We start from the raw sequence: 22697 nt of genomic DNA, 5'->3' as shown, positions 1-22697 counted from the left end.
TTGCCGGCTTTGATGTCGCGGATCAGGGTGCGGAGGGCGTCCGTCGTGTCGGTGATGTAGGTGTCTTCGTGTCCGGCGACGGCGATGTAGGCGTTCCCGTCGGCGTCGGTGCCGAGGCGGAAGCAGTTGCCGGAGTCCTGGCAGAAGGGTTCATTCCAGTCGATGTTGGTGTCGCGCATGCGTTCTCCTAGAGCTGCTTCGTGATGGCGTGGATCAGATCGCGTGTCCGGTTCGTGGACAGGGAAATCCGCTCCATTTGGTCGAGTTGGAGGCTGAACTTGCGGAGTTGCGCGCCGAGGTGGAGGAACTCGGCGACGCCGGTGCGATCGAGTTGGACCGTGTCCAGATTCGGTACCTGGCCCTGGGCGTACACGAACGACTGGCCGGAACCCGGGAACGCTCCGGCCGAGAACGGGATGGCCCGGATGGTGATGTTGTCCCGGTCCGCCATCTCCAGGATGCGTCCGAGTTGTTCGCGCAGAACGCGGCGTCCGCCGACCTCGATGCGCAGCGCGGCCTCGTGGATTATGGCGGTGTACGTGGGCGCGTCCGGCCGGTCGAACACGCGGTGGCGTTGGATCCGATGGGAGACGCGAGCCTCGAACTCGTCTTCGGGGAGCGCCGGTATGGCCGCCTCGAAGAGGGCACGGGCGAACGGCTCCGTCTGGAAAGGGCCGGGGACGTGGGCCAACGTGGTCATCCGCAGGCCCGTGGCGAACCACTCCAACTCGGCGATGTCGAGGAACGTCGGAGGTAGTACGTCCCGGAACTCGTCCCACCAGCCCTTCGTACGATCGGCACCCATTCCGGCGAGGGCGTCGATCAACTCCCGGTCCGTGCAGTCGTAGTTGTAGGCCATCCGCCGTACGCGTTCGGGACTGATCCCGTGTCGGCCGGCTTCGGTGCTGGTGATGACGGTTCGGTTCGTCGCCAACGCTGCGGCTGCCTGCTCCGTGGACAGGCCCGCAGCCTCGCGTAGTTTGCGAAGCTCGGCGCCCAGGCGCTGCTGGCGGGCAGTTGGGTTACTCCTCGGCGCCACGCGCACTCCCTGCGTACATGCCGCTCAGTGTGCCTCGCTGCCGGATCGTGGTCCAACGGTCTTTTGTGACCAGGTGGCACATGTGCCCCCAAGGCTCTACGGTAAGTACCGCACTGCTTACGCAAAGCGATGCCGGAAGTGCACCGCACGAGTATGCCCGCCTGCCCCAGGACGGGTGTGCCTGCGTCTGGGGAGGTAGGCCACCGGCTTCGTCGTGCTCTGCGTTCATCGCGTTCTTGTCGCCATCTGGCCTGCGCTGCCGAGGAGTTGGTCATGTCCGGATCCCTCTGCTCAGTCGTTCCGTGCCCACCATCCATTCCACCCGTTCCATCCCACTGGAGCTTTCCCGTCGAACCGGTTTCGGTCGGGTGTGCTCGGCGGGCCGTTGCGGCCGCGTTGCTGCGGGACTGCCCGCCGGAGCTTGCCGATGAACTCGTGTTGGTGACCTCGGAGTTGGTGACCAACGCGGTGCGGTACGGGTTTCGGTCGGGTGGTGGGCCGGGGGCTCGCCGGGTCGAGGTCGTGCTTTGGACTGCGGATGGCTACTACTGGCTTGCGGTGTCCGATCCTGGTGCCGGGCGGCCCAGGGTCGGTTTGCCGGGGCGGACCGCCTGTGGTGGGCGGGGGATGTTGTTGGTGGATCGGGTTGCCGCCGCGTGGGCGGTGGTGGCGCGGCCCGGCGGTGGCAAGTCCGTGGTTGTGGGGCTCGGTCGGCGGTGATCCGCGTACGGTCCCCGGGAACAGGGGAACACGGGAACGGCGGAACGGCTGTTGGTGCCGAGCACTTGATCTTGCTCGAGCACTCGGTCTCCGTGGGCCGGCGGACCTGGTCCCGGAGGCGCTGCCGGAGTTTGGCCTCCTTCGGCGTCACGGGATCGCATGGGCGGCGGATGTGGGCTCGGCGAGTGCCGTGCGATAGGCCCCGGTGATCGTGCGGCCGCGCGAGTGGATGGCGGACGACAACAGTCCGGCGTGCTTGCCGCCACGTCGACGTCGAGGTGGACGAACCGCTCCGCCTCGGGCCGGGCCGGCTCGGCTCGGCTCGGCGGCGAACTTCCCTACGCCTTGGCCTGGTTGCGTATGTGCTTGTGCTTGTGCGCCGGTGATTGATGTGGTTCGGGTGTGGTCGAGGTTGATCGATGCGGGCTTTTGCGGGCTGGATTGATATTGCTTCGGTCGGCTTCGGTTATTTCTTCGGCAGGTTCGGTCGATTCTGGGGGCTGCTGGAATTTGTGGGGTATTCGCGTAACCCTGCCATCTCCTTTTCGGTTGATCGGATAGGTTCCGCGTGTCCCGGCGGCGCCTCTAAACTCGCTCCGCTGCGGCCCCAGGTCCCACGGACCGCGGTCAGGTACCCGATCGGCGCCTCGGGCCACGCGCGGGGTGTCCGCTGGAGAGGAGCCCTACCGCCCCATGCCGACTCCGCACGACGAAGATCCGCACGACCGTCCCCCCGAGCCCGGCGCCACGGCCGACTCCGGGTCCGAGCCCGCACCCGGCACCGGGTCCGCACCCGGCACCGGGTCCGCACCGGCTCCGCGCCCCCCGTACGTCGACGACCGCACCGGGTATCTGGAAATGGAGCAGGATCCGCGATTCGGCGCGCTGAAGAAGCGGCAGCGGTCCTTCATCTTCCCGGTCACCGCCGCATTCCTCGCGTGGTTCCTGCTGTACGTGGTGATGTCCGCCTACGCGCGCGACTTCATGGCCAAGGAACTGACGAACCACATCAACGTCGCCCTCGTGTTCGGCCTGCTCCAGTTCGTCTCGACGTTCCTGATCGCCTGGGCCTATTCGCGATTCGCGCGGACCCGACTCGACCCCGTCGCCACCGAACTGCGAGAGGAACTCCAAGCGTGAACCTTTCTCTCGAACTCGCCGCCGAATCCAGCAACCGGGGCTGGACGTTCGCGATGTTCGCCGTGCTGGTCGCGGTGACCCTGGGCATCACCTTCTGGGCCAGTCGGCTAAACCGCACCGCGGCCGACTTCTACGCGGGTGGCCGCTCGTTCTCCGCCCTGCAGAACGGGCTGGCGATCGGCGGCGACTACATGTCGGCGGCGTCGTTCCTGGGCATCGCCGGGATCCTGGCGCTGTCCGGCTACGACGGATTCCTGTACTCCATCGGCTTCCTGGTCGCGTGGCTGGTGGCACTGCTCCTGGTGGCCGAACCGATGCGCAACTCCGGCCGGTTCACCATGGCCGACGTACTGGCGAACCGGATGCGCGAACGGCCGGTACGGATGGCCGCGAGCGTGTCCACGATCGTCGTGTCGATCTTCTACCTGCTCGCCCAGATGGTCGGCGCGGCCTCGGTGGTCTCACTGCTCCTGGACGTCAAGAGCGACACCGCGCAGATCTCGGTGATCGCGGCAGTGGGCGCGCTGATGATCGTCTACGTCACCGTCGGCGGCATGAAGGGCACCTCCTGGGTGCAGATCGTCAAGGCCGGGCTGCTGATGGTCGGCGCGTTCGTGATGTGCGTGTGGGTGCTGGCCAAGTTCCACTTCGACATCGCGGATCTGCTCGGCACCGCGGCGAACAAGTCGGGGGCGGGCGAGTCGTTCCTGCAGCCGGGGCTCAAGTACGGCGCCACGGACGGCTGGTCGAAGATCGACCTGATCTCGCTCGGGCTCGCGCTGGTGCTCGGTACGGCCGGCCTGCCGCACATCCTGGTGCGGTTCTACACCGTGCCCAACGCCCGGGTCGCGCGCCGGTCGGTGACCTGGGCGATCAGCATCATCGGGGTGTTCTACCTGATGACGCTGATCCTGGGCTTCGGCGCGGCGGCGCTGATCGGCAGCAAGGAGATCAAGAAGGCCGACCCGACCGGCAATACCGCCGCGACCCGGCTCGCCGAACACCTGGGCGGCGGCGCGGGGACCACCGGCGGTGCGCTGATGCTGGCCTTCATCGCGGCGGTGGCCTTCGCGACGATCCTGGCGGTGGTGGCCGGGTTGACGCTGGCCTCGTCCTCGTCGTTCGCGCACGACCTGTACGCCAACGTGTTCCGCAAGGGCCGGACCACCGACGCCGAGGAGGTCAGGGTGGCCCGGATCGCGGCGCTGGTGATCGGCACGGCGGCGATCGTCCTGTCCGTGTTCGCCCGGGAGTTGAACGTGGCGTTCCTGGTCGCGCTGGCGTTCGCGATCGCCGCCTCGGCGAATCTGCCCGCGATCGTGTTCTCGTTGTTCTGGAAGAACTTCAATACGCGCGGCGCGGTGTTCGGCATCTACGGCGGCCTGGTCACCTCGGTGGTCGTGGTGCTGCTTTCGCCGATCTGCTGGGGTGGGGCGACGGAGACGAAGCCCGCGATCAAGCAGCTGACGGCCAAGCAGGCGGACGACTGCGGGGTTTCGAAGGACCGCAAGGATGTGGGCAACGCGACGGCGTTGTTCAGCTGTACGGCGACCGCGCCCATTCCGTTGGAGAACCCGGGGATCATCTCGATCCCGGTCGGCTTCGCCTGTGCGGCGATCGGCGCGTTGTCCGCGCGGCGGCGGCGGGACGAGGACGACGACCGTAGGTTCGCCGAGCTGGAGGTCCGGGCGTTGACCGGGGCCGGCGCGCACTGAGGTTGGGCTTTCGGTGGGTATCGATCCGGACCCGTGGCCTGGGCGGCGGGTCCGGATCGGTACTACACGTTGGTGCTGGGGTGGCCGAAGCGGCCCTTGTAGAACAGCAGCGGGGCGCACTCCACGCGGGGGGCGTCGAGGGCCTGGACCCGGCCGATGACGATCTCGTGGTCGCCGCCGTCGATGACGCTTTCCAGGGTGCAGTCGATCCAGGCGAGTACGTCGTCCAGGCGCGGTGACCCGGTCGGCGTGGGGGAGTGGGCCACGCCGGCGAATTTGTCCGCGCCGCTGACCGCGAAGCCTCGGCACAGGAGTTCCTGGTCCTCGGCGAGTACGTTCACGCAGAATCGGCCGCCCGGCCGGATCCGGGGCCACGTGGTGGACGTCTTCGCCACGAAGAAGGTGACCAGCGGCGGGTCGAGCGAGAGCGACGCGAACGACTGGCAGGCGAAGCCCACCGGGGTGTCGCCGTCGAGCGCGGTGATCACCGTCACGCCGCTGGCGAAGTGGCCGAGGACGTGTCGGAACGTGGCGGCCTCGACGATGCCGTCGCCCTGCGGCAGGGCAATGGCCGCGGGGTCCGCCGGCTTCGTGCTCGCTGCGTCGATCTGGCCCATGGTGGACTTCCTCGCAGGTGTCTTGGGGCGTCGGGACTGTGACGCTACGTCACCCGATTTCCTTGCGTCAATCAAAGGAGAGGGGGTCCTTCGTCACACCTGACGACGCGTCAGTTGCCTTGTGGCGCAAGGCACATCCGCCCGTCGGCGGGCCGTGGGCGAGCGGCTGGGGGGTTGGCCGGGCGGTTGGCCGGGCGTTTGGTCACCAGCCGTAGTACTCCGGCTTGCGGCGTTCGATGAGAGATGCGACACCTTCGTTGGCGTCGCGGGAGGTCATGTTGAGCTCGACGATCTGCGCCTCCTCGTCGAAGGCGGCCACCCGGTCGGTGTCCAGGGAGCGGTTGACCAGCTGCTTGGTGTACGCGTAGGCCCGGGTCGGGCCGGTGGCCAGGCGTTCGGCCCATTCGCGGGTGACGGCCTGCAGGTCGTCGTCCGGTACGACGCGGTTGACCACGCCGATCCGCAGTGCCTCGGCGGCGGGCAGGTCGTCGGCGAAGAACATCAGCTCCTTGGCCTTCTGCGGACCGACCAGGCGGGGGAGCAGGTAGGCGCTGCCACCGTCGGGCACCAGGCCGCGGCGGGTGAAGATCTGGATGAAGCGGGCGGACTCGGCAGCGATGACCAGGTCGCAGGCGAGGGCCAGGCTCATGCCATAGCCGGCGGTGGTGCCGTTGACCGCGGCGATGACGGGCTTCTCGCAGTCGAGGACGGCGTTGGTGAGGCGTTGCACGCCCGTCTTCATCATGCGGGTGGCATAGCCGGCGGGGCGGGCGGGGGGTTGGGGGGTGGCGTCGTCGGTGTGGGTGTCGGTGTCGGCGGTGGCCTCGGCCTGCTTGGCCTCCTCGGCGGCGAGCAGGGACTTGGTGCCGGGGCTGCTGCGGAGATCCATGCCGGTACAGAAGTGCTTTTGCCCTGCGGCCGTGAGGACGACGGCGCGGACCGCCTCGGTGGCGGACGCCTCGGCGAGCAGCTCGATGAGGAGTTCGCGTTGGGACCAGGTGATGGCGTTGCTGGCCGCTGGGCGGTTCAGGGTGAGCCACAGGACGCCGGCGCTGACGCGGTGCAGGAGTTCTTGGTCGGTGTTGGTGGTCATGTGTGCGTTGGCTCCTTGCTGGGTTGGGTGGCCTCGAACGCCGGCCGGGCTGAAATGTGGCCTCGAACGCCGGCCGGGCTGGATGGTTTGCGTCCGACGTTGCGTCTTGGTCGGTCCGGGTTGGCCCCAAACGCCCGCCGGGCTGAACGGTGGCCTCGGACCCCGGTCAGGCTCGGCTGTCGCCTCGACGCCGGCCGGACCGATCAGCAGCCCGGCCGGCGTTCGAGGCCACCCCGGTCGGCGGCCGGGGCCTACCGCGCCACCGCCAACGCGTCCAGCGCGACCGTGCCGCCGCCCCTCGGCATCACCATCAGCGGGTTGATGTCCAACTCGGCCAACTCGTCGCCCAGTTCGAGCGCCATGCGCTGCACGCGCATGACCACGTCGACCAGTGCGTCCAGGTCGGCCGGGGGTTGCCCGCGCATGCCCTGGAGGCATTTGAGGCCGCGGAGTTCGCCGAGCATGCGCTTTACCTCGTAGGCGCCGAAGGGGGGTACGCCGATGGCTATGTCGTCGAAGACCTCGACGAAGATGCCGCCCAGGCCGACCGAGACCGTCGGGCCGAACAGGTCGTCGTGGGAGATGCCGACCACCATTTCCACGCCGCGGTCCACCTGTTGGCAGACCAGGACACCTTCGAGGCGACCCGCACCGGCCTCCTTCGCCGCGTCGGTGATCTCGCGGTACGCGTCCCGGACCTGGCTGGCCGAGCGCAGGCCGAGCTTGACCAGGCCCAGATCGCTCTTGTGCGGCAACTGCGGCCCGCACGCCTTCATCACCACCGGGTAGCCGATCAGCCCGGCCGCCCGCACCGCCGCCGCGGCGGAGGTGACCAACTGCTCGCGCGGCACCCGGATCCCGTACGTGCGCAGCAGCTGCTTCGCCGAGTGCTCGGACAGCGGCTTGCCCGAGGACAACAGCCGCTTCGCCTTCGCGGCGGCCGGCGACGCGATGCGCGGTACGTCCTCGAACGGCGACGTGTACTGGGTGCGGAAGCGGTGGTAGTCGAAGTAGGCCCGCAGCGCCCGGACACAGTTCCCGAACGTGCGGAAGACCACCACCTTGTTCGACTTGAGCAGGATCTGGCGATACGCGTCCTCGTCGCCCACCGGCGAGCCCCACACCACGCAGACCACCTTGTCGGTGGCCTCCGCCGCGTCCACCAGGTCCTGCGCGAGCCGGTCGCTCATCGGCGGGAACGCGCCGGTGATCGGACAGACCAGGACGCCGATCGAGGGGTCCGCCAGGATCGCGTCGATGATCTTGCGGCCCCGCTCGTCACCCGCCGGGTGTCCGCCGTTGTCCACGGGGTTGGACACGGTCAGGTACGGCGGGATCCAGGCGTGCAGCTTCTCCTGTGTCGTACGGTCGAGTTGAGGGACCGTCAGGCCCTCGGCCGCGGCCAGGTCGGCCATGTGCGCCCCGGTGCCGCCGGAGATCGAGTACACGCAGACCCCCGGCGCGATCGGGGTCCTGGTACGCGCGAACAGCTGCGACGTGTCGATCAGTTCGTCGAGGCCGTCGACCCGGGTGACCCCGTACTGGCGGAACACCGCCGACGCGGTCCGGTCGCCGCCGGTCAGCTTGCCGGTGTGCGACTGGGCCATCCGCGCGCCGGTCTCGGTCCGGCCGACCTTGACCACCACCACCGGTACACCCTGCCGGGCCGCATGGTCGGCGGCCAGCGCGAAGGTGCGGCCGTCCTTGAAGCCCTCGACGTAGGCCGCGATCACCCCGACCTCCTCCTGGTCGGCGAAGTGCCGGACGAAGTCGGCGATCTCCAGGTCGGCCTCGTTGCCCACCGGGGCCCAGTGCGAGACCCGGATGCCGATCTCCTGCGCGGCGAAGACCGGCCGGCCCTGATGCCCGCTCTGGGTGATCAGCGCGATCGCGGGCCCGTCCAGGTCGGTACGGAACTCCTCGAACGCGTTGAGGTTGGTGTTCGGCCCGAGCAGGCGCAGCGAGCCGCCCGAGGTGAGCCGGGCGAGTCGGGCCTGCGCCTCGGCTCCCGCGGCGCCCGCCTCGGCGAAGCCGGCCGCGAACACGACCGCGAAACCCACGCCGGCGCCCGCGAGTTGCTCCAGTACCTCGGCCGGGTCGCCGACCAGGACGACCGCGAGATCGACCGGTTCGGGCACCGCCGAGATGTCCGCGTGGCACGGCCGGCCGGCGATCCGCTCGTGTTTGGGGTTGACCGGGAACAACCGCGCGCCCACCCGCTCGGCCCAGGCGATCAGTTGTGCGGTGATTCGGGCGCCGGGTCGGCCCTCGGTGTCCGAGGCGCCGATCACCGCGACCGTGCGGGGTCGGAAGAAGCGGTCCAGGTCGGCGGGGCGGAGCGCGAGCGGGCGGCCGGTCACGTCGAGTTCGGCCGACGGATCCGCGTTCGCGGTGACGCTGGTTCGAGTGTGCCCCGGGAAGTGGTGTCCTCTGCTGTCGTGAAGCATCATCGCGCCCGTCCCTTTTTCGATCTTTCGTCGCCGCCAGATCCGATCGACACTGGAATCGAGCTGACGGTTAGTCAGTTAGCTTGCTGATGGGACGTCAGGGCTGTCCACTGTCTCACCGGCCCGGTCCCGACGCATCTGTCCGATCACCTGGACATTTGCTGACTTTGTCAAACATGTTGTGGATATCTGCTGGTCATCGCGCGGTTACTAAACGTCCCCGAAGGACTTCTCGTGCTCGGTCAGGGATCTGCGGTCCACTTTGTCCATGCCGGTCAACGGGAGCGCCGACACCACCCGGATCGCCTCGGGGAGCTTGTGGGCGGACAGTCGCGCGGCGGCGAACTCGCGCAACGCGGCCAGTGACGGCCCGGATGCGGCACGTGACACCACCACCGCGACACCGATCTCGCCCATCACCCGACTGGGCCGCGGCACCACCGCCACCGAGGCCACGTCGGGATGGTCGAGCAGGACCGCCTCCACCTCCTGCGGATACACGTTGTATCCGCCGCGGATGTACATCTCGGTCATCCGCCCGGTGATCCGCAGGCAACCGGCCTGGTCGAGCCGGCCGAGGTCGCCGGTACGCAGCCGACCCTCCCCGTCGAGGGCGGCGGCGCCGGCCTCCGGGTCGCGCCAGTAGCCCGCCATCACGGCGGGCGACCGCAGGCAGATCTGCCCCTCCTCGCCGACCGGCAGGACGGTGCCGGTCCGCGGGTGCCGAATCTCCACCTCGATGCCCGGTCGGGGACGGCCGACCGTATGCAGTGCCTCGGCGTCGGGCGCGTCGAAGGCGGTGAGGGTGCCGAGCCCGCCGGACTCGGTGGACGAGTAGCGAATCGAGTAGCCCGCCCCGAACCGGGTCCGGGCCTCGTGCACGAGCGCGGCGGGGGACGGCCCGCCGCCGACGATCAGACCGCGCACGTGGGCGAGATCGTAGCTGTCGAACTCCGGTCGGCCGAGCAGGAGGGAGACCTGCGCGGCCACCCCGCCGAGGTAGGGGATCTGCTCCCGGGCCACGACGCGCAGCGCGTCCTGGGCCCGCCAGCGGCCCAGGATGTGCAGGGTCGCGCCCATCTTGAGGTAGCCGGCCAGCTTGGTCATGAAGCCGACGTGCGGCAGGCCGGTGGCGACCAGTTGCGGGCCGCCCTCGCCCCAGCGGTCCCCGGTGTCCAGGGTGGTGATCGCGGCGATCTGCCGGGAGGTGAACAGGGCACCTTTGGGGGTGCCCGTGGTGCCCGAGGTGAATACCACCGTCTCGGGCAGGTCCGGGTCCCGAGCCCCGGTCACCGGCGGCGCGGGCGGGATCGTGTCGAGCCGAAGTTCGGCCCACACGTCGCGCGCGGCGCCGGCCGGCACGCAGCGGATCGTCTCGGGGCCGGCCGGGACACCCTCGGCCAACTCCTCGGTGGCAAGCACCAGGTCCGGCGCGGCCCGAGCCAGGATCGCGGCGCGCTCGACGGGGGTGTAGCGCGGTCCCACCCCCGTGGTGATCGCGCCGAGGCGGGCCAGTGCGGTGTAGGCGATCACGTACTCGGGCCCGGACGGGAGCACGAGGGCGACCAGTCGACCCGGCCGGACCCCGCGCCGGGCCAGCCCGGCGGCGACCTGGTCGGTGACCGCGTCCAGGTCGGCGTAGCTGAACCCGGTTCCGCCGTGCACGAGGGCCCGCCGCTCGGGGAAGCGTCGGGCTGCCGCACGAAGCACCTGGGCGAGAACGGTCACAACGGGTCCCTTCGGCCTGCGCCCGAAGTATCGGCGTGGGGGTGGTGTATGCCACACAACACGACACGCCCGGGGTAAGGCGACGTTTCGGAGGTGTGACGAAAGCAATGTTCCAAGGGTATGACGGTGTGTCAGATACTGGTGCTCGCGGGCTGCCGGATCGTCAATGGGGCCGACCCGGTTCTCGGGCCGGGCAACCGGACCCGGACCCGCGTGACCTGAGTGTCGAGGAGTTGGCGGTACGTGGACGTCGAGTTCAGCGATGAGCAGCAGGAGATCCGCAAAGCGCTCCGGGACGTGTTCGACAAACACAGCGATTCGCCCGCGATCCGGGCGGTGATGGCCACCGAGACCGGCTACGACGCCGCAGTGTGGCGGCGGGTGTGCGAACAGACCGGACTGGCCGGGCTGGCGATTCCGGAGGAGTACGGCGGGGTCGGCTTCGGCTTCACCGAGTTGGTGGTGGCCCTGGAGGAGATGGGCCGCTCGCTCTTCCCCTCACCGTTCCTGGCGTCGTCGGTGCTGACGGCGTACGCGCTCGCGCACGCGGGCGACGCGGCGGCGCGGGCCGAGTACCTGCCGGGCATCGCGGCGGGCAGCACGCTCGGCGCCTTCGCGCTGGCCGAGCCGGGCCGCCGGGATGTGCGCGCGGTGGAGCTGGCCGCGCGGGCCGAGGGCGACGGGTGGCGCCTGGACGGCGTCAAGACGCATGTGATCGACGGACTGATCGCGGATCTGGTCGTGGTGGTGGCAAGGGTCAATGGCGACCTGGCGCTGTTCACCGTGGATCGGGACGCGGCCGGGCTGAGCCGGGCGGCGCTGCCGACGCTCGACCAGACCCGCAAGCAGGCCCGGTTGACCTTCGTGGACACCCCCGCGCGGTTGCTCGGCGCGGTCGGGGCCGACGCGGCCCTGGAACGGGTGCTGGCGCTCGCCGAGATCGCGGTGGCGGCGGAGGCGGTGGGCGGTGCGGCGCGCTGCCTGGAGCTGACCGTGGAGTACACGAAGGGCCGGGTGCAGTTCGGCCGGCCGATCGGTTCGTTCCAGGCGATCAAGCACCGCTGCGCGGATCTGTACGTCGAGGTCGAGACGGCCCGCTCGGCGCTGTACTACGCGGCCTGGGCGGCGACCGAGGCGGAGGCGGCGGGGCTCGACGCGCCCGGCGAACTGGCGGTGATGGCACCGCTGGCGATGACCACGGCGACCGCCGCGTACCGGCATGTCGCCGAGGAGATGATCCAGTTGCACGGCGGGGTCGGCTTCACCTGGGAGTACGACTGCCACCTCTACCTGAAGCGGGCCATCACGTCGGCGCACCTGTTCGGTGAGAGGAGCGCACAGCGCGCGCGGATCGCGGAGCTGGCCGGGATCTAGGCCGCCGGTTTCGGCTTGCCGTCCTCAAACGCCGGACGGGCTGACATCAGCCCGCCCGGCGTTTGAGGACAACACGCCCGGCCGAAAGCCGAGTCGTGCCTCGAATCCGACTCGCCGACAGGCCTAACGCGTCGGCGGCTTTTTCCCGGTGACGCCCATGTAGACCAGCGTGCTGAGCGCCGGGCGGACGTCCTTCATCTTGATGTTCCAGGATTCGAAGCCCTTCTGGTGCCCGGCCACCGCCGCCAGCATCGCGACCAGCGTGCCCGCCATGGCGTTCGGGATGACGTCGTCGCCGACCTTGCCCTTGGCCTGCATGCCCTCGATCGCCTCGGTGAGCGAGCCGGTGACCGCCGTGAGGATCTTCTGGCGCACCTTGTAGAAGCGCTTGTCACCCTCGGCCGAGGCCAGGTCGACCACCCGCAGGATCGGCTCGTAGTCCCGCCAGAACTCGAGGAATCCGTCGGCCAGGGCCTCGGCGGCGGCGAACCCGCCCTTGCCGGCCCAGTTTTGGTCCTCGGCGAGAGTCTTCAGCCGCTGGCCGTCCTTGGCCATGTCGTTGGCGATCTCCAGGATCGCGCTCTCGACATCCTGAAAGTACTGGTAGAAGGTGGCGGGAGAGGTGCCTGCCATACGGGCGACGTCGATGACCTTGACGTCCCGGTACGGAGACGTGTCGAGCATCTCGCGGAGGCAGTCGAGCAGCTTTTGCCGCGTCGCCTGTCCGCGTCGCCCGGCGACGCGGCCGTCGACGGTGCGAACTTGTCCTGTCATGCCGTCAGTTTACGGGCGCATGATCGGTTCCGCTGTCCGCCGCACGGAGGAAAGCGGGCATTTCCCCGCCGCCGTGCATGAGCAGTTCCGCTCCGCTGACGTACCGTGACATCGGCGACGCGAGGAACAGACACACGTCCGCGACATCGCTCGGATCGGCCAGTCGACCGAGCGGAATCGTGTCCGCGACGCGCTGTACGCCGGCCTCGTCCCCGTAGTGCAGGTGCGCCTGTTCGGTCCGGACCAGGCCCACCACCACGGAGTTGAGCCGGATCTTCGGCGCCCACTCGACGGCGAGCGAGCGGGTGAGCGAATTCATCCCGGCCTTGGCCGCGCCGTAGGCCGCGGTGCCCGGCGAGGGGCGCACGCCGCTCACGCTGGAGATGTTCACGATCACCCCGCCGCTCTCTTGACGGTGCATCAGGCGGTGTGCGGCCTGGGCGAAATACAGCGGGCCGAGCAGGTTCAGCTCGATGATCGCCCGGGAGAAGCGCGGCGACGCGGTGGCCGCGTCGGTGTGCGGCGCGCCGCCCGCGTTGTTCACCAGCACGTCGAGGCGGCCGAAGCGTTGTTCGACGAACTCCACTGCGGCACAGGCCGTGTCGGGGTCGCGCACGTCCGCCGGGGTGTAGGCGGCGGTGCGTCCGCCGGCCGCCGGCAGCGTCTCCGGTTCGCGGCGCGAGCAGACCACGACGTCGGCGCCGGCGGCCAGGAAACGTTCGCTGATGCCCCGGCCGATGCCCTTGCCGCCGCCGGTGACCAGGACGACCCGGCCGGCCATGTCGAGCGGGTTGCCGACGGACGTCATGGCGCCTCCTGAAGGTCTGCGGTGTCGTGGGCGCCACGCTCGGTGTGTCTGGCGTGGGTCGCTCGGGGTCAACTATGGTGGCAGAAATCTGACGATCAGTCAGATCGGGTGGTGATGTGCCTCTCACGACCGGACGGCCGCGTCGGCCGCACCCGCCGGTACCCGGGCGCACCGCCGGCCGATCCGACGCACGCGGCCGAATGGATCTGGTTGCCATGGCTATCCGTTACGAGGTGCGTGAGGGCATTGCCGAGGTGGTGCTGGACGCACCGCCGGTCAACGCGCTCACCGTCGCCGGCTGGTTCGAACTCGCGGACCGGCTCCGCGACGCGAGCCGCGATCCGCAGGTCCGGGCCGTGGTGCTCCGGGCCGAGGGGCGCGGCTTCAACGCCGGCGTCGACATCAAGGAAATGTCGAACACCGAGGGCTTCGACGCGCTGGTGGCGGCCAACAAGGGCTGCTTCGACGCGTTCGCGGCGGTGTACGACTGCGAGGTGCCGGTGATCGCCGCGGTGCACGGGTTCTGCGTCGGCGGCGGGATCGGCCTGGTCGGCAACGCGGACATCGTGGTCGCCTCGCACGACGCGTTCTTCGGCCTGCCCGAGGTGGACCGCGGCGCGCTCGGCGCGGCCACCCACCTGGCCCGGCTCGTCCCGCAGCACCGGATGCGGCAGATGGTCTACACGTCGGAGCACGCTCCTGCGGCCGAACTGCACGCTTACGGCTCGATCTACAAGCTGGTCGACCGGGACAAGCTGGTCGAGACCGCGTTCGAGGTGGCCCGCACGATCGCCGCGAAGAGCCCGACCGTGATCCGCGCCGCGAAGGCGTCGCTGAACGGCATCGACCCGGTCGACGTCAAGCGCTCGTATCGCTACGAGCAGGGCTTCACGTTCGAGCTGAACCTGACCGGTGTGTCGGACGAACTGCGCGACGCCTTCACCGAGGGTCGCGAAGCGGACACCTCGAAGTGAGCGCCGAGACCCCCTTGCCGGGGGTCCGGAGGTCGTCCCCCGGGCGAGCACAGTACCGAGGGGCGCGAAGCGGACACCTCGAAGTGACCCGGACACCTCGAAGCAGATCTCGACGTAGCCGCAGAGACGGAGCAACCATCCATGGCTGACAAGCGCATGACGCCCGATCAGGTCGTCGCACGGCTCTCCGACGGGATGACCATCGGGATCGGCGGGTGGGGTTCGCGGCGCAAGCCGATGGCCCTGGTCCGGGCCATCCTGCGGTCCGACCTCAAGGATCTGACCGTCGTCTCGTACGGCGGCCCCGACGTCGGGCTGCTGGCCCGCGCGGGCAAGGCGCGCAAGCTCGTCTACGCGTTCGTCTCGCTCGACTCGATCCCGCTGGAGCCCAACTTCCGCTACGTCCGGGAGAACGGCCTGGTCGAGGCGGTCGAGTACGACGAGGGCATGTTCCTCACCGGGCTGCGCGCCGCCGCCCAGCGGTTGCCGTTCCTGCCCACTCGGGCGGGCCTGGGCTCGGACATCCTCACCGTCTCGCCGCACCTGAAGACGATCGAATCGCCGTACGGCGACGAGACGTTGGTGGCGATGCCGGCGCTGAACCTGGACGCCGCGCTGATCCACGCCAACGTCGCCGACGAGCGTGGCAATGCCGCGCTGACCGGCCCGGACCAGTTCATGGACGACCTGTTCTGCCTCGCGGCGGAGCAGGCGTACGTCTCGGCCGAGCGGATCGTGCCGAGCGAGGAACTGCTCAAGGCGGCCGGCTGTGTACACACCCTGACCGTGCATCGCTACATGACGCACGGCGTGGTCGAGGCCCCGAACGGCGCGCACTTCACCGAGTGTCCGCCGGAGTACGGCCGCGACGAGGCGTTCCAGAAGGCGTACGCGAGCGCTGCCGCCGACCCCGAGGCGTGGGCCGCGTTCGAACAGCGCTTCCTCAAGGTCGAGAGCGAAGCGGCGTATCAGGCCGCCGTCGCCGAGTTCGAGAAGGAGACGGCCAAGTGACTACGGACACCGTGCTGGAAACGACCCGTGCGGACGTGTGCGTCGCGGCCGTCGCGGACTGCTTCCGCGGCGACGGCGAGATCATCGGCAGCCCGATGGGCGCGATCCCCACGATCGGCGCCCGGTTGGCCCGCGCGACGTTCGAACCGGACCTGATGTTGTCCAACGGCGAGTCCTACTTCTTCGAGGGCGACGCCCGACTGGGCGCCCGACCCGACGAGTTCGCGGTGGTCGGCTGGATTCCGTACCGCCAGGTCCTGGACGTGCTCGCGTCGGGGCGGCGGCACGTGATGATGGGCCCGGTGCAGATCGACACGCACGGCAACGCGAACATCTCCGCGATCGGCGACTGGGCCCGGCCCAAGCGCCAGGTGCTCGGTTCGCGCGGCGGCCCGGGGAACACGATCAACCACACCACCAGCTACTGGATCCCCAAACACTCGGCGCGCGTGCTCACGCCGAAGGTGGACATGGTCTCCTGCGTCGGCTACGACCGGGCCGCGGCGACCGGTTCGGCGGGCCGCTTCCACGAGGTCCGACGGGTCGTCACCAACCTGTGTGTACTGGACTTCGAGACCGAGGCGAAGGTGATGCGGCTGCGCTCGGTGCACCCGGGCGTCACCGTCGAGGAGGTCGTCGAGGCGACCGGCTTCGAGCTGGTGATCCCGGCCGAGGTGCCCACCTCGCGGGTGCCCTCGGCCGAGGAACTGCGGATCGTTCGGGACGTGTTGGACCCGCGCGGGATGCGGCTGCGCGAGGTGCCGGCGTGACGGGCGTGGCGGCCGGGTTGCATCCGGCGCTGCGTACCGGGTTCACCGAGAAGTTCGGCGTCGAGTATCCGATCGTGCAGACCGGGATGGGCTACGTGTCGTACCCGAGCCTGGTCGCGGCCACTGCCGAGGCGGGCGGGCTCGGCATCCTGGCGTCGGCCACGATGACGTACGACGAACTGGTCGCGGCGATCGCGGCGGTGCGGCAGCGGACCGACAAGGCGTTCGCGGTGAACCTGCGCGCGGACGCGGCGGACGCGGCCGAGCGGATCGATCTGATGGGCCGTGCGGGCATCCGGGTGGCCTCGTTCGCCCAGGCGCCGAAGCAGGACCTGATCAAGCGCGCGCACGACCTGGGCATGCTGGTGGTGCCCTCGATCGGGGCCAAGCGGCACGCGCAGAAGGTCGCCGAGTGGGGCGTGGACGGCGTGATCGTGCAGGGCGGCGAGGGCGGTGGGCACACCGGCTCGATCCCGACCACGCTGCTCCTGCCGCAGGTCACCGACGTACTCGCGGGCAGCGACGTCACGGTGATCGCGGCGGGCGGCTTCTTCGACGGGCGCGGCCTGGTCGCGGCGCTGGGCTACGGCGCGGACGCGATCGCGATGGGCACCCGGTTCCTGCTCACCTCGGACAGCCCGGTGGGGCACGCGGTCAAGGACGTCTACCTGGCCACCGACGTCAACGGCACGGTGGTGTCCAAGGAGGTCGACGGCGTCCCACACCGGGTGCTCGCGACCGACTTCGTGAAGAAGCTGGAACAGCGCTCGGTGGTGGCGCGCTACCCACGTTCGATCGCCAACGCGATGCGGTTCCGCAAGCTGAGCGGGGCTCGGGTGACCGACCTGGTCCGCGAGGGCCTGGCGATGAAGAAGTCGCAGGGGCTGAGCTGGCCGCAGGTGTTGATGGCGGCGAACACCCCGATGTTGCTCAAGGCGGCGATGGTGGACGGGCGGCCGGACCTGGGGGTGATGGCCTCGGGGCAGGTGGTCGGGGTGATCGAGGACCTGCCCTCGTGTGCGGAGTTGATCACCCGGATCACCGTGCAGGCGAGCGGGATTCTCTATGGCCTCGAGGGCGATCGGGGCTGATCGCGCGTGGCCGCCGGCGCCGCCCTGTTCCGGGCGGCGCCGGCGGCCTTCGTGTTGCCGCATGTCGCCGCGCGCAGCCGGGTGTTGCCGCGCGTTGCCGAGGCGTCCGGGCGGTGTCCGGGCGGCGTTTGTGCCCACCGGGAGGGTGGGTCTGGACCCACCCCCGCTCGGGGTCCCGGCGCAGTGTTCCGCAGGCGGCCCGCCGACAGACTCGACATGTCAGCGGGAAGCACAGCGAGAAGCACGAGGGGAACCGACCAATGGCCAAGCAGCCGGCGACCGTTCGCGTCGCACGATGGAGCGCCACCCACCCGTGGCGGGCGATCACCATGTGGATCGCGTTCGTCGCCATCTGCCTGGTCGTCGGCGGTGTGGTGGGCACCACGAAGACCACCAGCGCGGACATGGGCACCGGCCAGTCGGGCCGCGCGGACGAGATCGCCCGGCAGTACGGCCTGGACGGCGCGGCGACCGAGAACGTGCTGATCACCGCGAAGAGCGGCGCGCTGAACCGGGTCGCGGCGAACAAGGTCGCGGCGGAGGTCACCGCCAAGCTGAAGGCGCTGCCCGAGGTCGCCGAGGTCTCCGCACCGCTCGCGGCGCCGGACGGCAGCGCGGTACTGGTCCCACTCACCATGAAGGGCTCCTCCGACAAGGCCAAGGACCACCTCGACCCGTTGCTCAAGGCGACCGAGGGCGTCCAGAAGGCACACCCGGACCTGCGGGTCGAGCAGATCGGCGACGCGTCCGTCTCCAAGGGCATCGACGACCAGATCGGCAAAGACCTCGGTCAGGCCGAACTGTTCAGCCTGCCGGTCACGTTGGTCATCCTGATGGTCGCGTTCGGCGCGATGATCGCCGCTGCGGTGCCGGTGCTGCTGGCGATCTCCGCGGTCGGCGCCTCGATCGGCCTGTACGGTCTCGCTTCCGCGTTCGTGCCCGACTCGGGCACCGTGGCGAGTGTGATCACCATGATGGGCATGGCGGTCGGCGTCGACTACTCGCTCTTCTACGTCAAGCGCGAACGTGAGGAGCGGGCCAAGGGCCGGGGCCGGATCGACGCGATCGAGATCGCCGCCGCCACCTCCGGGCACGCCGTGGTCGTCTCCGCGGTCGCCGTGGTCGTCTCGATGGCCGGTATGTACTTCGCCGACGACGCGGTCTTCTCCGGTCTCGCCACCGGCGGCATCATCGTGGTCGCGGTCGCCATGGTCGGCTCGCTCACCGTGCTGCCCGCGCTGCTCGCCAAGCTGGGCAAGCGGATCGACCGGCCGCGGGTGCCGTTCCTGTGGCGGCTGACCGCCCGCGAGGACCGCGAGCCGCGGGCCTGGAAGGCGATGTTGCGCCCGGCGCTGAACCACCCCGGCATCACCCTGGCGGTGTCGGTGATCGCACTCGGCGCGCTGGCCCTGCCGGCGTTCGGGATGAAGCTGCAGAACACCTCCGTCGACGACTTCCCGCGCTCGATGTCCACGATGCAGACCTACGACCGGATGACCGCCGCCTTCCCGAGCAAGCACAGCCCGTACAACGTGGTCGCGCTGGCTCAGGCCGGCAAGGAGAAGGAGACCCGCGCCGCGCTGGACAAGGCGATCGCGCAGACCCGCAACAACCCGCTGTTCACCCACGACCCGGTCGAGGTCCTGGTGTCCAAGGACGGGCGCGCGTTCAAGTTCGACGTGACCACACCGCACATCTCCAGCTCGAAGGAGGCCAAGGATGCGCTGAACCAACTGCGCGACAGCGTGCTGCCGCAGACGGTCGGCAAGGTGTCCGGCGCGGAGTTCGCGGTCGCCGGCGAGACGGCCGGCAACAAGGACTTCGCGGCGCACGTGAAGGACAAGCTGCCGCTGGTGATCGGGTTCGTGCTGCTGCTGACCTTCGTGATGATGTCGGTGACGTTCCGCTCGGTGGTGGTCGCGCTCACCGCGATCGCGATCAACCTGCTCTCCGCGCTCGCCTCGTTCGGCTTCCTGGTCGTGGTCTTCCAACACACCTGGGCGGAGGGGATCCTGGACTTCCACTCCAGTGGCGCGGTCATCTCGTGGCTGCCGCTGTTCCTCTTCGTGGTGCTGTTCGGCCTGTCGATGGACTACCACGTCTTCGTGGTCAGCCGGATCCGCGAGGCGGCCATGCAGGGCATGTCCACGAAAGCCGCGGTCGAGCGGGGCATCACCAGCTCGGCCGGCGTGATCACCAGCGCGGCAGTCGTGATGGTCTCGGTCTTCCTGTCCTTCGGCACGCTGAGCATGCTCGACATGAAGCAGATGGGCATCGGCCTGGCCGCCGCGGTCCTGATCGACGCGATCGTGGTCCGGATCGTCATCCTCCCGTCGCTGATGACCCTCCTGGGCAACGCCAACTGGTGGCCCAGCCGCATCCCGAGGATCCACGCCCCGCAACACGCGGCCCCTCAGCACCCGACCACCACGTACGAACCGCACGTGTACGAACGCCAGATCTGACCCTCTCGCTCCCCCCGAAGGCGCGGCCACCCCAACCGGTGGCCGCGCCTTTCGGCGTCGCGAGGTCACCCGGCCGCAAGGCCGAGCAGATTCGCTCCGGCGGTCCGTGCCGGAGGCCGCCTCGCCCCGAAGCCGATCAAAACCGGCCCGGTTCACGCCCGAGGTCGCCTCGACCGAGAGCCGAGCAAATCCAGCCTGGCCGGCGTTTGCGGCCAAGAAGCCGAGTCCATGCCCAGGCCGCTTCGGCCGGAAGCCGACCAACTCCAGCCCGGCCGGCGTTTGAGGCCAAGTAGCCGGGCCGGCGTTTGAGGCCACCTCGGCCGGAGGCCGGGTCAATTCCGGGCCACTCGAGTGCGCGTGAGGCCACCTCGGCCCGAGGCCGGGTCGAATCAGCCCGCCGGCGCGTGAGGCCCCGTCCCCGCTCAGCCCAGGCGCTCGATGATCATCGCATTCGCCTGCCCGCCGCCCTCGCACATGGTCTGCAGGCCGTAGCGGCCTCCCGTGCGCTCCAGGTGGTGGAGCAGCGTCGTGGCCAGCCGCGCACCGGTGGCGCCCAGGGGGTGGCCGAGGGCGATCGCGCCGCCGTTGGGGTTGACCTTCTCGTGCGGCGCCTTGAGGTCCTTCATCCAACTCAGCACCACCGGTGCGAACGCCTCGTTGATCTCGACCGCGTCGATGTCGTCCATCGTCAGGCCGGACTTGGCGAAGGCGTACTCCGTGGCCGGGATCGGCGCGGAGAGCATCTCGATCGGGGACGCGCCGCGCACGCTCAGGTGGTGGATCCGGGCGCGCGGGGTGAGGCCGTACTGCTTCAGCGCCCGCTCCGAGACGATCAGCAGCGCCGCCGCCCCGTCGGCGATCTGCGACGCGACGGCGGCGGTCATCCGGCCGCCCTCCATCAGCACCTTCAGCTCGGCCATCCTCGCCAACGTGGTGCCCCGGCGCGGCGGTTCGTCGACCGAGATCACCGTGCCGTCCACGTCGATCGGTGCGATCTCGCGCTCGAAGTACCCGTGGTCGATCGCGTGGATGGCGCGTTCGTGCGACGTGAGCGCGAACTCCTCCATCTCCGCGCGGGAGATGTCCCACCGCTTGGCGATCAGCTCGGCGCCGTAGAACTGGTCCACCGGTTCGTCGCCGTAGCGTGCCACCCAGCCCTTGGACCCGGAGAACGGGTCGGTGAAGCCCAGCGGCTCGGCCGAGGTCATCGCCGACCCGATCGGGATCTGGTTCATGCTCTGTACGCCGCCGGCCACGACCACGTCCTGCGTACCCGACAGCACACCCTGCGCGGCGAAGTGGATCGCCTGCTGCGACGAACCGCACTGCCGGTCGATGGTGACCCCGGGCACCGCCTCGCTGTAGCCCGCCGCCAGCCACGCGGTGCGGGCGATGTCGCCCGCCTGCGGGCCGATCGTGTCGACGCAGCCGAACACCACGTCCTCGACCACGTCCGGGTCGATCCCGCTGCGCTCGACCAGCGCCTTGATCGCGTGCGCGCCCAGATCGGCCGGGTGTACGCCGGCCAGGCCGCCCTTCTTGCGACCGACCGGCGTACGGACCGCGTCGACGATGTATGCCTCGGCCACAGGGGCCCCCTTTGACTGATCGGGTGGGAGCGGTCGATCGTGTCCGATCGCACGCCGCGTACGGTGTCGCCACACCGTGTACAGCAGTTAACCTGACGACCCGTCAGTTATGCTACCCGTGTCCGACCGGGTTTCGGCCTGTGTGTCCTCGGTCTCACACCCGTCGAGGGAGTCGCCCAGTGGATCTCGAATTCACCGAGCAGGAGCAGGAGTTCCGCCGCGAGGTACGCGCCTGGCTGGCGGCCAACGGGCCCACCGAGCCGCTGCCGTCGATGGACACCCGGGAGGGGTTCCTGGCCCACCAGGCCTGGGAGAAGAAGCTCTTCGACGCGCGCTGGGCGGTGGTGTCCTGGCCGACGGAGTACGGCGGGCGGGCGGCCGGGCTGACCGAGTGGCTGATCTTCGAGGAGGAGTACTACCGCGCCGGCGCGCCGAGCCGAGTCAGCCAGAACGGCATCTTCCTGTTCGCGCCGACCCTCTTCGAGTTCGGCAGCCGGGAGCAGCAGGACCGCTACCTGCCCGCGATGGCCGCGGGCGAGGAGATCTGGGTCCAGGGCTGGTCCGAGCCGGAGGCCGGCTCCGACCTGGCCAATGTGCGCTCGCGCGCGGAGCGGGACGAGGAGCGCGGCGGCTGGCGGCTGAGCGGGCAGAAGATCTGGAGCTCGCGCGGCACCTACGGGCACCGCCTGTTCGGCCTGTTCCGCACCGACCCCGATGCACAGCGCCATCGTGGCCTGACCTACTTCATGGTCGACCTCGCGGCCCAGGGGGTCACCGTGCGGCCGATCCCCCAACTGGACGGCGAGCCGGGCTTCGCCGAGGTCTTCCTGGACGACGTCTTCGTCCCCGACGCCGACGTACTCGGCGGCGTGCACGAGGGCTGGAAGATCATGATCGCCACCACCGGCAGCGAACGTGGCCTCAACCTGCGCAGCCCGGGCCGTTTCGTGGCACCGGCGAACCGGCTGATCGAGCTGTACAGGCGGGACCCGCGCCCGGCCGAGCGAGACGCGGTGGTGCGCGCGTGGATGGACGCCGAGGCGTACCGGCTTTTCACCTTCGGCACCGTCACCAAGCTGGCCGCCGGCGGCTCGATCGGCGCCGATTCCTCGATCAACAAGGTCTTCTGGTCCGAACTGGACGTCGAATTGCACGCGACCGCGCTGCGCCTGCTCGGCGAGGCGGGCGAACTGGACGAGCCGGCCGGCGGCGACGGCGACGGCGGCTGGCTGGACGGCTTCCTGTTCGCGCTCGGCGGGCCGATCTACGCCGGTACCAACGAGATTCAACGCAACACGATCGCCGAACGCATCCTCGGCCTGCCCCGAGCGAAGTAGAAGGA

18 protein-coding genes are annotated in these 22697 nt (G+C 69.8%); 10 read left to right on the top strand and 8 right to left on the bottom strand.

Annotated elements, in window-relative coordinates; all coding sequences use genetic code 11:
• Positions 1-187 precede the first annotated feature (187 nt).
• The gene (locus ABIA38_RS39340; protein WP_424643762.1) at positions 188-1039 is read right to left on the bottom strand and encodes a helix-turn-helix domain-containing protein; all 852 of its coding nucleotides are present in this window, start codon (positions 1037-1039) and stop codon (positions 188-190) included.
• 129 nt (positions 1040-1168) lie between these two features.
• On the opposite strand from ABIA38_RS39340, the gene ABIA38_RS39335 reads away from it, so the two are divergent.
• From ABIA38_RS39335 to ABIA38_RS39325, 3 genes are all read left to right on the top strand, one after another.
• On the top strand, positions 1169-1759 hold the full coding sequence (locus tag ABIA38_RS39335) for an ATP-binding protein (RefSeq protein WP_424643761.1): 591 nt from the start codon (positions 1169-1171) through the stop codon (positions 1757-1759).
• A gap of 693 nt (positions 1760-2452) precedes the next feature.
• The gene (locus ABIA38_RS39330; RefSeq protein ID WP_424643760.1) at positions 2453-2899 is read left to right on the top strand and encodes a DUF485 domain-containing protein; all 447 of its coding nucleotides are present in this window, start codon (positions 2453-2455) and stop codon (positions 2897-2899) included.
• A 53-nt stretch (positions 2900-2952) separates the two neighbouring features.
• Positions 2953-4614, top strand: coding sequence for a solute symporter family protein (locus tag ABIA38_RS39325; protein WP_424643771.1), 1662 nt, complete (start codon positions 2953-2955; stop codon positions 4612-4614).
• Positions 4615-4676: 62 nt separating this feature from the next.
• On the opposite strand, the gene ABIA38_RS39320 is transcribed toward ABIA38_RS39325, so the two are convergent.
• The 4 genes from ABIA38_RS39320 to ABIA38_RS39305 all read right to left on the bottom strand — a co-directional run bounded on the left by ABIA38_RS39320 (position 4677) and on the right by ABIA38_RS39305 (position 10499).
• On the bottom strand, positions 4677-5231 hold the full coding sequence (locus tag ABIA38_RS39320) for a flavin reductase family protein (RefSeq protein WP_424643759.1): 555 nt from the start codon (positions 5229-5231) through the stop codon (positions 4677-4679).
• A 202-nt stretch (positions 5232-5433) separates the two neighbouring features.
• Entirely contained in the window at positions 5434-6324 is an 891-nt protein-coding gene (locus ABIA38_RS39315) for an enoyl-CoA hydratase/isomerase family protein (RefSeq protein ID WP_424643758.1), read from the bottom strand.
• Positions 6325-6575: 251 nt separating this feature from the next.
• A complete protein-coding gene (locus tag ABIA38_RS39310; RefSeq protein WP_424643770.1) occupies positions 6576-8771 on the bottom strand; it encodes an acetate--CoA ligase family protein in 2196 nt (731 codons plus the stop codon).
• Positions 8772-8981: 210 nt separating this feature from the next.
• The gene (locus ABIA38_RS39305) at positions 8982-10499 is read right to left on the bottom strand and encodes a class I adenylate-forming enzyme family protein (RefSeq protein ID WP_424643757.1); all 1518 of its coding nucleotides are present in this window, start codon (positions 10497-10499) and stop codon (positions 8982-8984) included.
• Between the two features lie 243 nt (positions 10500-10742).
• On the opposite strand from ABIA38_RS39305, the gene ABIA38_RS39300 reads away from it, so the two are divergent.
• On the top strand, positions 10743-11873 hold the full coding sequence (locus ABIA38_RS39300) for an acyl-CoA dehydrogenase family protein (RefSeq protein ID WP_424643756.1): 1131 nt from the start codon (positions 10743-10745) through the stop codon (positions 11871-11873).
• Positions 11874-11996: 123 nt separating this feature from the next.
• Here ABIA38_RS39300 and ABIA38_RS39295 read toward each other — a convergent pair whose 3' ends face one another.
• Entirely contained in the window at positions 11997-12647 is a 651-nt protein-coding gene (locus tag ABIA38_RS39295; RefSeq protein ID WP_424643755.1) for a TetR/AcrR family transcriptional regulator, read from the bottom strand.
• A 4-nt stretch (positions 12648-12651) separates the two neighbouring features.
• Positions 12652-13455, bottom strand: coding sequence for an SDR family oxidoreductase (locus ABIA38_RS39290; protein WP_424643754.1), 804 nt, complete (start codon positions 13453-13455; stop codon positions 12652-12654).
• A gap of 215 nt (positions 13456-13670) precedes the next feature.
• Here ABIA38_RS39290 and ABIA38_RS39285 point away from each other — a divergent pair, with 215 nt between their 5' ends.
• The 5 genes from ABIA38_RS39285 (at position 13671) to ABIA38_RS39265 (ending at position 19766) form a co-directional block, all read left to right on the top strand.
• On the top strand, positions 13671-14429 hold the full coding sequence (locus tag ABIA38_RS39285; RefSeq protein WP_424643753.1) for an enoyl-CoA hydratase family protein: 759 nt from the start codon (positions 13671-13673) through the stop codon (positions 14427-14429).
• Between the two features lie 141 nt (positions 14430-14570).
• Positions 14571-15440, top strand: coding sequence for a CoA transferase subunit A (locus ABIA38_RS39280; RefSeq protein ID WP_424643752.1), 870 nt, complete (start codon positions 14571-14573; stop codon positions 15438-15440).
• The gene (locus ABIA38_RS39275; protein ID WP_424643751.1) at positions 15437-16210 is read left to right on the top strand and encodes a CoA-transferase subunit beta; all 774 of its coding nucleotides are present in this window, start codon (positions 15437-15439) and stop codon (positions 16208-16210) included. Before ABIA38_RS39280 ends, ABIA38_RS39275 begins: the two co-directional genes overlap by 4 nt.
• Positions 16207-17301 (top strand): NAD(P)H-dependent flavin oxidoreductase, encoded by a 1095-nt coding sequence (locus ABIA38_RS39270; protein WP_424643750.1) that lies wholly within the window; start codon positions 16207-16209, stop codon positions 17299-17301. The genes ABIA38_RS39275 and ABIA38_RS39270 overlap by 4 nt, the downstream gene beginning before the upstream one ends.
• A gap of 260 nt (positions 17302-17561) precedes the next feature.
• A complete protein-coding gene (locus ABIA38_RS39265; protein WP_424643749.1) occupies positions 17562-19766 on the top strand; it encodes an MMPL family transporter in 2205 nt (734 codons plus the stop codon).
• Positions 19767-20188: 422 nt separating this feature from the next.
• On the opposite strand, the gene ABIA38_RS39260 is transcribed toward ABIA38_RS39265, so the two are convergent.
• The gene (locus tag ABIA38_RS39260; RefSeq protein ID WP_424643748.1) at positions 20189-21355 is read right to left on the bottom strand and encodes an acetyl-CoA C-acetyltransferase; all 1167 of its coding nucleotides are present in this window, start codon (positions 21353-21355) and stop codon (positions 20189-20191) included.
• A gap of 179 nt (positions 21356-21534) precedes the next feature.
• On the opposite strand from ABIA38_RS39260, the gene ABIA38_RS39255 reads away from it, so the two are divergent.
• Positions 21535-22692 (top strand): acyl-CoA dehydrogenase family protein, encoded by a 1158-nt coding sequence (locus tag ABIA38_RS39255; RefSeq protein ID WP_424643747.1) that lies wholly within the window; start codon positions 21535-21537, stop codon positions 22690-22692.
• Positions 22693-22697 lie beyond the last annotated feature (5 nt).

The sequence above is a fragment of the Embleya sp. AB8 genome (assembly GCF_049739465.1).
Lineage (GTDB): Bacteria > Actinomycetota > Actinomycetes > Streptomycetales > Streptomycetaceae > Embleya.
The sequence above is the reverse complement of the archived record's forward strand: the minus strand, read 5'-3'. Positions and strand labels throughout refer to the sequence as shown.